The sequence below is a fragment of the Microbulbifer maximicatervae (SeqCode) genome (genome assembly GCF_052468095.1).
In genome coordinates this window covers 4470001-4484126 of record NZ_CP174332.1, presented here as the reverse complement: position 1 = coordinate 4484126, position 14126 = coordinate 4470001, and the positions used below count along the sequence as shown (strand labels likewise).

Here is a 14126-nt window from a genome sequence, read left to right as displayed (position 1 = left end):
GATTGAATCGCGCGCTTTATCGCCGGCTATCAGTCTTGCAGCAACTGTGCGGCTTCTTCGGCGAAATAGGTGAGGATGCCGTCGGCACCGGCGCGCTTAAAGGCCAGTAAGGACTCCAGAATAACCGCCTCTCGCTTCAACCAGCCATTTTCAAAGGCGGCGCAGTGCATCGCATACTCCCCGCTCACCTGATAGGCGAAAGTGGGAACCCGCAATTCTTCTTTTACCCGACGCACTATATCCAGGTAGGGCATACCGGGTTTCACCATCACCATATCTGCGCCCTCTTGCAGATCCAGGGCGCACTCGTGCAATGCCTCATCGGTATTGGCGGGGTCCATTTGGTAGCTTGCTTTATTGCCACCTTTCAAGTTCCCGGCAGAGCCCACTGCATCGCGGAAGGGGCCGTAGTAAGCGGAGGCATATTTAGCGGCGTAGGACATAATCAGGGTATTGCTGTGGCCCGCGCCTTCGAGAGCATCGCGAATGGCTCCGATACGGCCATCCATCATATCCGAGGGGGCCACCATATCGGCACCGGCTGCAGCGTGTGACAGGGCCTGCTGTACCAATACCTCAACGGTTTCGTCGTTGACGATATAACCGCTGTGGTCCATCAGCCCGTCCTGGCCGTGGCTGGTAAAGGGGTCCAGGGCTACATCGGTGATAACTCCCAATTCCGGTACCGCATTTTTCAGCTCGCGAACAGCCCTTTGTGCCAAGCCATCGGCGTCGTGGGCGGCACTGGCGCAATCGGACTTTGCCGACGGGTCGACTACCGGAAACAGGGCTATTGCGGGGATTCCCAACTCTTGAACTGTCTTCGCTTTCTTGGCCAACAGGTCTACGCTCAGGCGTTCAACACCCGGCATTGAGGCGACTTTTTGGGTTTCGTTACGCCCCTCAATAACAAACAGTGGCAGGATCAAGTCGTCACTGCTCAACTGGGTTTCCCGCACCAGTCGACGGGAAAAATCCTTTGCACGCAGGCGACGCAGGCGAGTGTTGGGGTAGGCACCACGGCCGAATCTTTGGCTCATCGGGAAATTACTCCGGCTATCCATAGGGCCGCAGAAACCCCGCAGCCGCAATTGGCAGCCATCATATCAAATTGCCGCAGTGGGTGATTTTCGATTGCTGAGGGAAAGCGGTTTAAAAATGGGGCTGATGTAAGTGCCTTACCAATAGTTTGCCGGCGGCTTCTATATGCTTTGCCAGCAGTGCGGCGGCTTGGTCCCCGTTTCCCTCTTGGAGTGCATTGAGTATTGCAAAGTGCTCGTCCTGACTGTTGTCCTGGTAATTCAGACCGTGGGATTGGTAACCGATATAACGCTCACATTGCCGGTGCAGTTGCTCGACGGTACTAAATAGCGTGGGTCTTGCAGCTGCCCGGTAAATACAGGCATGGAACTCCCAATTCATTTTTCCGATCTGCTCGGCGGAGAGTTCAGGTTTGGCTTGCATGGATTCCAGAATATCTCTGGCCCGCCCCAGAATCTCTCTATTAAGGTTTTCCAGTGCCAGGGATTGCAGCAGCGGCTCCAGGCGCATGCGCATCAGGTAGAGGTCTTCCACTTCAATAGGGTCAAACTGCGGCACTGCGACGCCGCGTTTTCCGTGTCCGGTTAACCAGCCCTCATTTTTCAATCTTTGTAGAGCGTCCCTAACCGGAATACGGCTCACGGCGTAAAGCTCTGCCAGTTCGGCTTGCTTTAGCACCTGGCCGGCGGCGAAGCGCCCATGCTGCAAGTCCGACTTAATTTTTTCGTAGAGGCCCATTGATGTTTATTAATTCCTGCGCTTGAAAAACCAGTAACACATCAGCCCCCCCAGCAGGCCCCAAAAGGCAGAGCTAATGCCGAAGAGGCTGATACCGGAAGCACTGATCAGAAAAGTGATAATTCCGGCTTCGCGACTGTCGGCCTCGGCTGTTGCGCCAGCCAGGCTGCTACCAATGACGCCAATCAGTGCCAAGCCGGCGAGGCCGGCAATCAGCGACTGGGGGAAGGCGCTGAATAATGCCACAACGCTAGCGCCACAGAGGCCCACCAACAGATAAAAAATACCGGCGGCAATGCCGGCGGTATAGCGTTTGTCGGGGTTGGGATGGGCTTCCGGGCCGGTGCAAATAGCAGCGGTAATAGCCGCCAGATTAAATGCAAAGCCACCAAACGGTGTCAGCAATAAAGAGGTGAGGCCGGTGCCACTAATAACAGGAGATATAGGCACTCTACTGTAGCCACTGGCGGCCAGGGTTGCCGCTCCGGGCAGGTTCTGAGAGGTCATAGTGACGATAAAAAGAGGAAGGCCAATGCCAATTAAAGTGGAGAGGCGGAATTCTGGCGTTACCCAAACAGGGTGTGCCGCTTGCCAGCCGATCTGGGCCGATGCAATGAGTTGCAACTTCCAGCAAGTCACCACTCCAGCCGCTAGTACCAAAATAATGGCATAGCGAGGCGCCCAACGGCGCCCGACTAGATAGGTCAGTAACATGATGCCGACCAATAGCGGTTGTGCCTGCAGAGAAGTAAATACTGAGAGACCAAATTGCAGCAGTATGCCTGCGAGCATAGCGCTGGCAATCGGTGCCGGCACCATTCGCGCTAACCGCTCAAAGGCTCCGGACAAGCCCACGAGGAGTGTTAACAGGGCGCTAAACGCAAAAGCACCAATCGCCTCAGCAATGGGGATGCCACTTAAACTGGTGGCCAAAAGTGCAGCACCTGGAGTCGACCAGGCAGTGATTACCGGGGCGCGGTAATACCAAGAGAAGGCAATACAGGTAATGCCCATCCCCAGGCCCAGGGCGCCAATCCAGGAGGCGATCATTGCTTCACTTGCGCCAGCTGCACGCGCGGCTTCAAAGACTATGGCGGCGGAACTGGCTACTCCCACCAGCACGGCGACAAAGCCTGCGCTGATGGCGGACAAGCTGGTATCTGAAAACGGTGAGTTTTTCAAAATGTATACCTTTTATATTTTGTATACATTTTTAGCTGTTAGTTTTTTTGAGCGCAATAACTTTGCGGTGAAGCGACTGGGGCTTTATTGGAGGGGGGTAAAGTAAAACGGGTATAGAAGCAGCACCCGCAGGCTGCGGGTGCTGGAGAGGGGCGGGCAATTAGCCGAGGCGGGCGAAGACGCGTTCAGCGGCAGTGATTGTGGCCTCAATATCCTCATCGGTATGAGCTGCGGACATAAACCCTGCCTCATAGGAGGCCGGTGCCAGGTAGACACCTTCTTCCAGCATGCCGTGGAAGAAACGGTTAAAGCGCTCGTTATCGCAGGCCATTACCTGTTGATAGTTAGTTACTTTAGGTTCTTCGGTGAAGAAGAAGCCGAACATGGTGCCGGCCTTGTTGGCAGTAATTGGGATACCTGCGGCTTTACCGGCCGTCAGGATGCCCTCCACCAAACGGTCGGTTTTGGCAATTAAAGGCTCGTAGAAGGCGGGTTCTTCCACCAAACGCAGGGTTTCCAAGCCCGCGACCATAGCCACAGGGTTACCGGACAGGGTGCCCGCCTGGTAAACCGGACCCAGAGGGGCGATTTGTTCCATGATCTCGCGTTTACCGCCAAAGGCGCCAACGGGCATACCGCCGCCGATGACTTTGCCGAGGGTGGTGATATCCGCCTCGATACCGTAGAAGCCCTGGGCCCCGGTCAAGCTCACCCGGAAGCCGGTCATCACCTCATCGAGAATCAACAGGGCACCGTGCTGGTCGCAAACTTCGCGCAGGGTTTCCAGGAAGCCGGGTACCGGCGGAATGCAGTTCATATTGCCGGCAACAGGCTCGACGATGATACAGGCGATTTGATCGCCCAGCTCTTCGAAGCAGCTGCGCACACTATCAGCATCGTTGTAGCTCAAGGTGATGGTGTGATCTGCCAGGGCGGCGGGAACGCCGGGAGAGGAGGGTACACCCATGGTCAGGGCCCCGGAGCCGGCCTTAACCAGCAGGGAGTCGGAGTGGCCGTGGTAGCAGCCCTCGAACTTCACAATCTTGTCGCGCCCGGTAAATCCACGGGCCAGGCGAATCGCGCTCATGGTGGCTTCGGTACCGGAATTGACGAAGCGCACCAGGTCCATATTCGGCCACAGGCGGCAGAGTTCTTCGGCCAGTTCGGTTTCCAATTCGGTTGGCGCACCGAAGCTCAGTCCCGATTGGGCCTGTTCCACCACGGCTTCAATAACTTCCGGGTGTGCGTGGCCCAGCACCATGGGGCCCCAGGACTGTACGTAGTCGATGTAGCGTTTCTCGTCTGCATCGTAGAGGTAGGCGCCCTCGGCACGGCGGATAAACACCGGGGTACCGCCGACTGCGCGAAAAGCCCGTACCGGAGAGTTAACGCCGCCGGGAATGTACTGCTGTGCTTCTGCGAAGAGCTGCTCGGATTTACTCATAAACTTATATTCAGGTTCTGCATAAAGGGCCTGGGGAGCATTATCGCGGGGGTGGCGCCTGAGGACAATGTGTAGATTGGCGACGACCGGTCACAGACTGTGTAGACAGAAGATCTCACCGTCATGGGGACGGTGAGACTGATCGGGGCAGGGGCGAAATTTGTGTCAGCAGCTCCAGGTTTAGCGTTCGCACCAGAACAGCCGGTTGGGAATCGGCCTTCCCATGCCCAGGCGCCGGCTGTCTTTGATCGCACTCCAAGCGTATTGCTGACTGCGGGTAACGGCTTCGATAATGGTCAGCCCGTGGGCGATATGGCAGGCAATGGCAGTAGCGAGGGTGCCGCAGACGCCATAGGCCGCTGGCTGCAAGCGCTCCCACTTGAACTCCCGCATCAGGCCGCGCTCATCGTAGAGCCGGTTCTGCAATTGTTGCTCGTGGGGCACGCCAGTCAGCAACAGGTAGCGACAGCCGGATTCGAGGATTTCCTGGGCCATGGCATCGAGGACATCGGCCTCCACAGCCATGGCGCGCGCTTCCCTGCGGTTGGGACACACCATGGTCGCCTTGGGCAACAACAGCGACACCATAGCCTCCCACAGAGGCGGGGCGAGTACGCTATCTTTGTCGGCCAGTGTGGCATCGGGGTCGATAACGACGGGAATATCCGGGTAGTCGTGGAGTACGCTGTGAAGCGCGCGCACATTCTCCACAGAGCCCAGGTAGCCGACCTTGATCGCGGCGATCGGCATGTCTTCCAGAACGGCCCGGGTTTGTTCAATTAGCAGGCTGTCGTCGACTGGGGCGACACCCAGCAATTCACCGGTGTTACACACGCTGATGGCGGTAACTGCCGAGGCCGCATGGCAGCCGAGACTGACCGCTGTCTCAGTATCTGCGGCAATTCCGGCGCTGCCGCTGGGGTCGTGGTGAGTAACGGTCAGAATAACGGGCTGAGGTGTATCCATAAGTGCTCTACATGACGGCCATTAGCTGTGCGCCTAATTCTAGTTGCTGAGCGCCTTTGACAAGGAATGAATACGCGCCAAATTAAAATGGCTTTACGACAACCAAAATGACGATGGCGACAAGTGCAACTGCTGGGAACTCATTAAATATTAGGAAGTAGCGGCGGCTGCGGGTAACGGTTCCCCGGGCAAACTTGCGAACATAGGCGCCACAGATATGGTGATAGCCCAGGAGGAGAACAACAAAAGTCAGTTTTGCGTGCATCCAGCCGGCGGAGGTGTAGTAGGCCGGGTTCAAACTGTAGAGCCAAATGCCCAAGGCAACGGTGGCCAGCATGGAAGGAATGGCAATACCGCGATAAAGGCGGCGTTCCATAATACAGAAGCGGTCGCGACTAACGGCATCAGTGGCATCGACATGGTAGACAAACAGTCGTGGCAGATAAAAAAGTGCGGCAAACCAGCACACCATCGCAATAATGTGAAAAGCCTTGATCCACAGCATTGAAAGTCCCCTTAAAAGAAACGGGAAGAAAAATTACTTCCGGTAAAAGTTGTTAATTTGTAGCGGCAGAATAATGCCCGCCGTGCGATTGTCCAGCGAACCGCTTTTATGACGGCAGACATATAGGCCATCCGCGCCACTTCTCTCCAGCTTTTGCGAGGCCTCCAGCATTGTCGCTCGCCAGCTTAGGGACGCCAGCTGTTTGCGTTCGCCGGGTAGTCTCAATAAATCGATCATTTCTCCCGGGTCTAGTAATTTATCTGATGCGGAGGAAACTTGTTTTTCACTCTCGGCCGCCTCTTTCGCACCACCGCGAAGAAAAGTTGCCAAGTCTGCTGCGCGCAGTAGTTGCGGTGCCGGCTCCTTGGGTAAGTCGATAAGAATCCACTCGGGATGTTGATTAATTAATTCTGTTGCCGCAGCGCGGGTAATTTCCCTAGGAGTCACAACAAAGCTCTGATTCATTTCGCTGGCAACTCCGACACTGCTCAGCATTTGCTGTCGCCAACTCGGCATTCCCGCTTTATTCAGGGCTCGCAGCGTTTCGTGATAGAGACCGATAGTGGAAAAGAGTTGGCGGCTTACTAATGTGGCCACCACGATCATCATCATTCCAGGGAATAAAATATGTGGGTTATAGGTAAGTTCCAAGATAGCGAGTAGCGCAGCTAGAGGCGCATTGAGCATGGCAGCCATCATTGCCGCCATACCCACCATGGCATAAAAGCCGGGGCTCGCGGTGTGCTCACCCAGCCACAAGTTAGCCAGGCCACCGGCAATACCACCGATACAGGCACCGATAATCAGGCTGGGGCCTATTACCCCACCGGGAATTCCGAGCCCTGCCCCCAAAGCGGTTGCGACTAATTTCGCGGCGACAATAGCAATGAGTGTCGCTACCCCCAACTCCCCCAGCATTGCCATCTGCAAAGTGTCATATCCACCGCCCAGGATTTCCGGTACCCAGATACCCAAGGTGCCAGTAACAAGGCCAACCAAGAGAAATCGAAGAAGTGGGGAATAACGCTGCTGGGGAATCAAAATACGCTGGGAGCGGATAAATAATCCGGCGAGAACCCCAATAACCAGTGCGCAAACGAAAAGTAGCGGCAGCTCGGCAAGGGAATTGAGTTGAATCGCGGGTACATTAAAGTCAGGCTGGCTACCGAAAGTCAGCTGGGTAATGGCGCTACCGGCAACAGCCGCGAGAATTATCGGTAAAAAACCTGCCACAGTATATTCCAGCATCACGACTTCCATCGCGAATACCACGCCCGCCAGCGGGGTATTAAAGGAGGCCGCAATTGCTGCGGCTACACCACACCCCAGTAGGTTGCGACCGGAATTATTGGGGAGCTTCAGCGCCCTAGCTAACCAGCTGCCACTGGCTGCTCCCAGGTGTACAGCTGGGCCTTCCCGCCCCACCGAGTGGCCGCTTATTAAAATTATTGCGCCGGCAAAAAACTGTAGCAGGGCATTTTGCATTGGCATTTGCCCCTGGTGATTGTAGAGCCGGTCCAGGACATGGACCACTCCCACCTGGCGGCGTCTGGGATTTAGAAATAAATAGATACATCCCACTACCAGAGAGCCGATGACTGGCAATGCGAAGCGCCAGAAAGGAGGAAGGGATTCGTAATTTTGTGGGATTGATAAAAACAGCGTGGTCGGCCACTCCATCGCCAGCCGAAAAAGTACAGTTACCCCTCCGGCCAGGATGCCGGTGATCAGGGCCATCCCCAGCAAAGGCGCCAGCGCGTCTTTGGAGGAAAGCTGTAAGCGTATATTTTCGAGGCTGCCAGGCCTAACTAAATAACGCGAAAACGACTTTTTTAGCGAGTTCCTTGGGGGCTGTGACACCGCACATCCTTAAAATGCTGGGGCTTGTGGTAGAGTGCCTGTCTGGTTTTACGATTATCGTCTCAGTTGGCGGATATACCGGAGATTTTAGCAAGGTGATAAAAGTAGCGATTGTCGGGGGCACCGGCTATACAGGGGTGGAATTACTTCGGCTTCTCTCAACACATCCACAAGCGGAAGTTACCGCAATCACCTCCCGTTCGTTGAATGGTACCCCGGTTGCCGAGCTTTTCCCTAGCCTGAGAGGGCACTCGCAGCTGTCTTTCTGTAGCCCCGATCTCGAACAGCTGGCGGATTGTGACGTTGTATTCTTCGCTACACCTCATGGCGTTGCCCAGGCCCAGGTACCGGCACTTATTGAGCGCGGAGTTCGAGTGATCGATTTGTCCGCCGATTTCCGCTTGAAAGATATACCTACCTGGGAGCAGTGGTACGGTCAGGCCCACGCCGCTCCGGAATTAGCTCAAAGCGCTGTTTATGGTTTGCCAGAAGTTAATCGGGAACAGATTGCCAATGCGCAGTTGATAGCCTGCCCGGGCTGTTATCCCACCGCGATTCAATTGGGATGGATACCGCTTTTGGAAAAGGGCCTGGTAGAACCTGGTGAGCTGATCGCCAGTGCGGCCAGTGGTATCAGTGGTGCGGGGCGACAGGGTAAGACCGACTTGATCATGGCTGAGAATAGCGACAACTTCCGCGCATATTCTGCCGCCGGGCACCGTCATTTACCCGAGATTGAACAGGGGCTTCGTCGAGTGCAGGCCACTGAATCCTCTCCCGCGCAGGTGACTTTTGTACCGCATTTACTTCCCATGATTCGCGGTATCCACGCTACTTTATTTGCCCGGTCAGCGGGGAAGGTTGATGCCGATGAGCTTCAGCAGATCTTTGAAAACCGCTATAAAAATGAGCCTTTTGTAGATGTGATGCCGGCGGGCAGCCACCCTCAGACTCGTACGGTAAGAGGGACCAATATGTGCCGCATCTCGGTATTGCAACCCCAGGAGCGGGATACGGTACTGGTATTGTCGGCCATTGATAACCTGGCCAAAGGCGCGTCCGCCCAGGCAATCCAGAATATGAATATTATGTTTGGCTTAACTGAGACGTTGGGCCTGGATAGCCCGGCACTGCTGCCTTAGAATCGGGTGTTTCCCGACAATCGATAAATCCCGGATAAGACTTAGCAGATTTCATGGTGCTCAAAGTTAAAGGCAGCAAGCAGTACCGCATGAAAGTGGTGCCTCATAAACCCTTCTCTGGTGTCATTGCCGTAGTGGGGGTCGTTTTTTTGGTATTAGTGACCTCGGCAGGGTCCTATTTTGCCGGACAGTATCAGCTGCGTCAGAGCCTCGATCGCAAGACACTGGAGCATACTCAAGTACTCGATCGTGTTACCGCGCTCCAGAGTGAGAATGAATCCCTGCGAATGAGGGTTGCCACTGCAGAGCAGTCGCTGACTATCGGTGAGCAGGCGAGTGAGTCGGTACGTGCGGAACTGGTGCAGAAAGAGAGCCAGATCGCAGAGCTAAAGCAGGAAATTTCTTTCTATCGCGGCGTCATGGCCCCTGAAGATGGGGGTGAGGGGGTGTCCATTGGACGCTTTATCCTCTCGCAGACCGGCGATCCAAAAAGTTACCAGTACAAGTTACAGATCAAACAGTCCGCAGCGCGTCGGGATGTTGTAAAAGGCACGGCCACATTTACCGTAGTGGGCCGTCAGGATGGGGAACCGAAGAGTTACCCTCTGAAGGAACTGTCGGAGCAGGTGGATAGTGAGTCGATTCAGCTGCGTTTTAAATATTTTCAGAATATCGAGGGAGAGCTGCGCTTGCCGGAGGGATTTGTGCCCGAAGGTGTGGAGTTGTCACTTAAATCTTCTGGGCGCAAGGGCTTTAATATTGAGCAGCGCTACGGTTGGTTAGTACAGGAAAGTTAGCATAGGTGCCAAAGGCACGAGGTTTTGGGGATTATGTTAAGAAAAAAAGAGAAACAGATAACTATGGCCAATACCGGTAGTAACCACACGACTTTGATCGCTCGTCAGACTGAGATCAGCGGTGATATCCACTTCCGTGGCAACCTGGTCATCGAAGGTAAGGTGCGTGGCAATGTTACAGCTCACAGTGATAGCGATGCGCGCCTGCAAATTGTGGATGGCGGCATCATTGAGGGTGAAATTCGTGTGCCTCAGGTAGTGATCAATGGCAATGTGAAAGGGGATGTGTTTGCTGCGCGCCACCTGGAGCTCGCTTCCAAGGCAATGGTAGAAGGCAATGTACACTATAAGCTGATCGAGATGCTGAAAGGTGCCCAGGTAAACGGTGCCCTGGTATCCAGTGCCGACTTGAGTAGCGCGGGTGAGCCCCATATGCTCGGCTATTCCGAAGATGAAACTGTCATTGAAGCCTCTTAAGTCCGGGTAGTATTGGCTGGCGCTGGTACTTTGTTGTACCGGCCCACCTGCCGGTTAATACTTGACTGAATTGCTGGGTTTAAGCAAGATGACGCCCCCGGGGCTGCACTCGTTATAACTTTTATACGAGCGGTGAATGTCCCGATGAGTTGAGAGAGACTTATGTCAGAAGCTGTATCCTTTTCTCCCGCGCCACTCGTGGTCACAGACAAGGCTGTGGCCAAGGTAAAAAGCCTGTTGGAAGAGGAGGGCAACCCGGAGCTGAAACTCAGGGTGTTCGTGACCGGAGGCGGCTGTTCCGGTTTCCAATACGGTTTTACCTTTGATGAATTGGTTGCCGAAGATGATGCCATCATAGAAAAGGATGGCATTCAGGTCTTGGTGGATGCGATGAGCTACCCCTACCTGGTTGGCGCCAATGTTGATTACGAAGAAGGCCTTTCGGGGTCGCGCTTCGTAGTACAAAATCCCAATGCGTCCGCTACCTGTGGCTGCGGCTCCTCTTTCTCTATTTGAGAAATCCTAACCCGCCCTATTGATCAGGGCGGGTAAATAGCCCCTAGCACCGCCTCTTTCTGCGCGCCAGTCACTCCCGGGCAATTACCGGGTAGTCCTCTCAATGTCTGGCGGGCTAACCAGGCAAATCCAACGGCTTCGAGCCAGTCTGCGTCAATACCGTAACTGCCCGTGTCAGTAATAGACCAGGTGGGCAAGCGGCGCTGTAATCGCGCAACCAAGTCCTTATTTTTTGCCCCGCCCCCGCAAGTGAGCAGCTCGCCGCCTTCGGCAAAATTATGCACGGCATCTGCGATACTGGCTGCGGTCACTTCAGACAGGGTCGCCTGCACATCTACCGGTGCCACTTCCAAACCGGCGCAGGCCTGTTCGAGCCAGCTGGGGTTAAAAGTTTCACGGCCAGTGCTCTTGGGTGGTTCGGCGGAGAAATAGGGATCTGAAAGCAGGCGGTTGAGAAGTTCAGCATTGGCGCGACCGCTCGCGGCCCAGTCTCCATTTCTATCGTAGGGCTGGTTTTTGTGTAGGTTCACCCAGTAGTCGAGCAATGCATTACCCGGACCTGTGTCATAGCCGTAAACCTGGCCATCTGCCGTCAGCTCAGTGATATTGGCCATCCCTCCGATATTGACCACAGCACGGCTTCCATCAGTTTTGAAGGCAGCCTGGTGAAACGCCGGCATTAAAGGCGCTCCTTGACCACCGAGAGCGATATCCCGGCGACGGAAATCCGCAACGGTGCAGATGCCCGTCAGTGCTGAGATGGTGTTGGGGTCACCGAGTTGCAAAGTAAAGGGAGACGTCACTGTGCCTGGGGGGCGGTGGCGTACGGTTTGGCCGTGACTGCCAATGGCGGTAACAGACTGACCCTCAACACCGGCTCGGGCTAGCAGGGTATTGGTGGCCTCGGCAAAAACCTGTCCCAGTTGCCGGTCTAACTGTCCGGCGCGATCCAGCTCTGAAGGGCCGGGGGCGCAGAGGCTGAGGATAGCTTCGCGCAGGCCGCTGTGAATCGGGTGGGCTAGCGCAGCCAGGATACGGGTGTTAATTTTTTCTTCATCGCCAAAATCGACCAGCACCGCGTCAATGGAGTCAACGCTGGTGCCGGACATCAGGCCGATAAACAGATCGGGCATATTCGTTGGCGCTTGTTAGGGGCTTTCTTCATCCAGTTGAGCCAGAGCCGGCCCCTGGAAGTTTTCTAGTTTCGCCAGAAGTGGCTGGGTCTGGTTTTTAAAACGGATCATCTCAGAAGTCGGTACCGACTTTGCCTTGGGCAATTTGCGCACAATGGTGGCGGGGTTGCGATGTCTGCCATCCACCAGGAATTCGTAGTGCAAGTGCGGGCCAGTGGCATAACCGGTAGACCCCACAGTGCCAATAACCTGGCGCTGCTTAACGCGCTGGCCCTTTTTGACTTTGCGCTTGGTCAGGTGGAGATAGCGGGTTACATACCGTTCGCCGTGCTGGATAAATACGTAGTTGCCGTTGGGTTTGCTATAGCCGGACGCGATAACCCGACCATCGCCAGTAGAGTAAACGGGGGTGCCTCTTGGAGCGGCATAGTCGGTGCCATTATGAGGTCGGCGTGACTTGAATACAGGGTGCAGGCGGCTCGGGTTGAAGTGAGAGCTGATACGGACTATGTCCAGTGGTGTGCGGATAAATGCCTTGCGCATACTTTTGCCTTCAGGCGTGTAGTAATTGGCATCACCACTGTTATCCACATAGCGTACAGCGCTAAAAGTTCTTCCCTGGTTGGTAAAACTGACCGCCAAGATAGGACCGTTGCCAATTTTCTCCCCATCCAGGAACAACTCTTCGAACATCACACTAAAGTTGTCGCCCTTGCGAATATCTAGGGCAAAGTCGATATCGGAGCTGAATACATCCGCCATCTCCATTATCAGGCTGTCACTCAGCCCAGCATCGCTACCGGCCAGGAATAGGGAGCTATCGATCTGGGCCTGTCGGTAAGCCGGGTGGCTGTCGGGCTCACGAGTTATCAGTGCGTGTTCAAACTTATCTGCATTTGTGCGGGTAAACTCAATTTGATTGAGTCGGTCCCGCTGCAATTTAAGGGACTGCAGCTGGCCATCATTATTTGTTTGAAAGGTCAGCTCTTCACCCGGAGTTAGGCGTGCCAGCTGTTTTGCCTCTTTGCCGCTACCCAGAAGCTGGTACATCTCTTTGGCGCTGATTTTTGCACGTTGAAATAGGTCTGACAGAGTATCCCCGTTACGTACTTCAAGACTCAACGACTTGACTGCCTCAACACTGACGTTAAGCAGTGGGGTCTCCGCCGGCGTATAAGTGAGTGCAGGTTTGGCTTCAGTGCTGTCGCCGCTTGTGACCTCTGAAAGTTTGACGGGTAGCGATGTACGTTTGGAGGAAATCTCCGGTGAAGGAATCAGAACGGCCAGCATAAGGACAAAGGCTGCGATGCCAGCGGTCAGCGCATGAACGCGGGGAAAATGCTTGGGTAAGCCGCCAATACGGAGGCCTGTACTCGATTTACGATGGTTTTGCATGGCGTTAGCGGATGGTACTGGCGGTCGTTGTTATTTGCGCTTGAAAAACTGAGTGTCTAAAAAACAGGCATTGGAGGGGCTTTATAGCAAAAAAGCCGCCTTGGTTCACGAGATAATTGACACGTCTTTGCACGGTTTGGTTCCTCATGAATTTTGTTTTTAGTGCGGATACTGGGCTGCTGCACGCTTGTATTTGCCGCAAACTTCGGTAATGTTGCAGCGCATTTTGCCGCCGCTTGGTGGCGCTAATTTCAAGCCTATATATGAGGGGAAAGCATGGCTGGGGTCGACATGACACTGCTTGAAGACTTGGACCGTCGCGGATTAATTAATCAAGCGACTGGTGACGGCGAACTGACGCAGCACTTGTCGGAGAGTCGAACCCTGTATTGCGGTTTTGATCCCACTGCAGACTCCCTTCATATAGGCAGTCTAGTACCGTTGCTGACCTTGAAGAGGTTTCAGGCGGCAGGGCATAAACCAATTGCACTGGTTGGCGGTGCCACGGGGCTGATTGGTGACCCTTCTTTTAAGGCTCAGGAGCGCAGTTTGAATACCCCCGATATTGTTGCGGGTTGGGTAGACAAGCTGAAAAGCCAGGTTTCCCAATTTATCAATTTCGATTGTGGGGAAAATAGTGCCATTGTCGCCAATAACCTCGACTGGACTCGCGACCTCAATGTGCTCGATTTCCTGCGCGATGTCGGCAAGCATTTCTCTGTTAACAATATGGTTAACAAAGAGTCCGTTAAGCAGCGTATCCAGCGTGAAGGTGAAGGTATTTCCTTTACTGAGTTTTCCTATATGTTGCTCCAATCGATGGACTTTTCCGAGCTGTATGAGCTGCACGATTGCACCTTGCAGATCGGTGGTTCTGACCAGTGGGGCAATATTACCGGTGGTGTCGACCTGACCCGCCGCCAGCATCGC

Annotated in this window: 14 protein-coding genes (1 of these 14 running past the window's edge); 5 read left to right on the top strand and 9 right to left on the bottom strand. The window is 54.5% G+C overall.

All coding sequences use genetic code 11. The features are described 5' to 3' along the window. Positions 1–29: 29 nt before the first annotated feature. The 7 genes from hemB to ACJJIL_RS19935 form a co-directional block, all read right to left on the bottom strand. On the bottom strand, positions 30–1040 hold the full coding sequence (gene hemB / locus ACJJIL_RS19965; protein WP_444912057.1) for a porphobilinogen synthase: 1011 nt from the start codon (positions 1038–1040) through the stop codon (positions 30–32). Positions 1041–1152: 112 nt separating this feature from the next. Beyond that, positions 1153–1779: a GntR family transcriptional regulator gene (locus tag ACJJIL_RS19960; RefSeq protein ID WP_444895298.1), complete on the bottom strand. Its 627-nt coding sequence runs from the start codon at positions 1777–1779 to the stop codon at positions 1153–1155. Positions 1780–1788: 9 nt separating this feature from the next. Further along, positions 1789–2961, bottom strand: a complete 1173-nt coding sequence (locus ACJJIL_RS19955) for a benzoate/H(+) symporter BenE family transporter (protein ID WP_445360594.1) — start codon at positions 2959–2961, stop codon at positions 1789–1791. A 160-nt stretch (positions 2962–3121) separates the two neighbouring features. Continuing rightward, positions 3122–4405, bottom strand: a complete 1284-nt coding sequence (hemL, locus tag ACJJIL_RS19950) for a glutamate-1-semialdehyde 2,1-aminomutase (protein WP_444895296.1) — start codon at positions 4403–4405, stop codon at positions 3122–3124. A 180-nt stretch (positions 4406–4585) separates the two neighbouring features. After that, positions 4586–5371: a bifunctional hydroxymethylpyrimidine kinase/phosphomethylpyrimidine kinase gene (gene thiD / locus ACJJIL_RS19945; RefSeq protein WP_413664269.1), complete on the bottom strand. Its 786-nt coding sequence runs from the start codon at positions 5369–5371 to the stop codon at positions 4586–4588. An 82-nt stretch (positions 5372–5453) separates the two neighbouring features. Then, positions 5454–5876 (bottom strand): protoporphyrinogen oxidase HemJ, encoded by a 423-nt coding sequence (gene hemJ / locus ACJJIL_RS19940; protein WP_282934420.1) that lies wholly within the window; start codon positions 5874–5876, stop codon positions 5454–5456. Between the two features lie 33 nt (positions 5877–5909). Further along, positions 5910–7736, bottom strand: a complete 1827-nt coding sequence (locus tag ACJJIL_RS19935) for a chloride channel protein (RefSeq protein ID WP_444912059.1) — start codon at positions 7734–7736, stop codon at positions 5910–5912. A 95-nt stretch (positions 7737–7831) separates the two neighbouring features. Between ACJJIL_RS19935 and argC the strand changes: the two genes are divergently transcribed. The 4 genes from argC to erpA all read left to right on the top strand — a co-directional run bounded on the left by argC (position 7832) and on the right by erpA (position 10668). Beyond that, positions 7832–8878 (top strand): N-acetyl-gamma-glutamyl-phosphate reductase, encoded by a 1047-nt coding sequence (gene argC / locus ACJJIL_RS19930; RefSeq protein ID WP_444913416.1) that lies wholly within the window; start codon positions 7832–7834, stop codon positions 8876–8878. Between the two features lie 53 nt (positions 8879–8931). Then, positions 8932–9675, top strand: coding sequence for a DUF6776 family protein (locus tag ACJJIL_RS19925; protein WP_413664271.1), 744 nt, complete (start codon positions 8932–8934; stop codon positions 9673–9675). Positions 9676–9708: 33 nt separating this feature from the next. Beyond that, the gene (locus ACJJIL_RS19920) at positions 9709–10152 is read left to right on the top strand and encodes a bactofilin family protein (protein WP_282934417.1); all 444 of its coding nucleotides are present in this window, start codon (positions 9709–9711) and stop codon (positions 10150–10152) included. Between the two features lie 162 nt (positions 10153–10314). Beyond that, positions 10315–10668 (top strand): iron-sulfur cluster insertion protein ErpA, encoded by a 354-nt coding sequence (gene erpA / locus ACJJIL_RS19915; protein WP_108731633.1) that lies wholly within the window; start codon positions 10315–10317, stop codon positions 10666–10668. Positions 10669–10691: 23 nt separating this feature from the next. Here the strand turns inward: erpA and ACJJIL_RS19910 are convergent, their stop codons facing one another. Both ACJJIL_RS19910 and ACJJIL_RS19905 read right to left on the bottom strand, forming a co-directional pair. After that, positions 10692–11801, bottom strand: coding sequence for an anhydro-N-acetylmuramic acid kinase (locus ACJJIL_RS19910; protein WP_282934416.1), 1110 nt, complete (start codon positions 11799–11801; stop codon positions 10692–10694). 15 nt (positions 11802–11816) lie between these two features. Beyond that, positions 11817–13196, bottom strand: coding sequence for an OapA family protein (locus tag ACJJIL_RS19905; RefSeq protein WP_444892708.1), 1380 nt, complete (start codon positions 13194–13196; stop codon positions 11817–11819). A gap of 276 nt (positions 13197–13472) precedes the next feature. Between ACJJIL_RS19905 and tyrS the strand changes: the two genes are divergently transcribed. Further along, positions 13473–14126: the 5' portion of a tyrosine--tRNA ligase gene (gene tyrS / locus ACJJIL_RS19900; RefSeq protein ID WP_445360593.1), read on the top strand. 651 nt of this gene lie beyond the right edge of the window; only the first 654 of its 1305 coding nucleotides appear in the window; it begins with the start codon at positions 13473–13475; its stop codon lies off the right edge, out of view.

Coding starts and splice junctions, on each gene's coding strand:
- thiD (WP_413664269.1), bottom strand. CDS start 5,371: ATGGATACACCTCAGCCCGTTATTCTGACCGTTACTCACCACGACCCC.
- ACJJIL_RS19905 (WP_444892708.1), bottom strand. CDS start 13,196: ATGCAAAACCATCGTAAATCGAGTACAGGCCTCCGTATTGGCGGCTTA.
- ACJJIL_RS19960 (WP_444895298.1), bottom strand. CDS start 1,779: ATGGGCCTCTACGAAAAAATTAAGTCGGACTTGCAGCATGGGCGCTTC.
- hemJ (WP_282934420.1), bottom strand. CDS start 5,876: ATGCTGTGGATCAAGGCTTTTCACATTATTGCGATGGTGTGCTGGTTT.
- hemL (WP_444895296.1), bottom strand. CDS start 4,405: ATGAGTAAATCCGAGCAGCTCTTCGCAGAAGCACAGCAGTACATTCCC.
- ACJJIL_RS19910 (WP_282934416.1), bottom strand. CDS start 11,801: ATGCCCGATCTGTTTATCGGCCTGATGTCCGGCACCAGCGTTGACTCC.
- erpA (WP_108731633.1), top strand. CDS start 10,315: ATGTCAGAAGCTGTATCCTTTTCTCCCGCGCCACTCGTGGTCACAGAC.
- ACJJIL_RS19920 (WP_282934417.1), top strand. CDS start 9,709: ATGTTAAGAAAAAAAGAGAAACAGATAACTATGGCCAATACCGGTAGT.
- hemB (WP_444912057.1), bottom strand. CDS start 1,040: ATGAGCCAAAGATTCGGCCGTGGTGCCTACCCCAACACTCGCCTGCGT.
- ACJJIL_RS19925 (WP_413664271.1), top strand. CDS start 8,932: ATGGTGCTCAAAGTTAAAGGCAGCAAGCAGTACCGCATGAAAGTGGTG.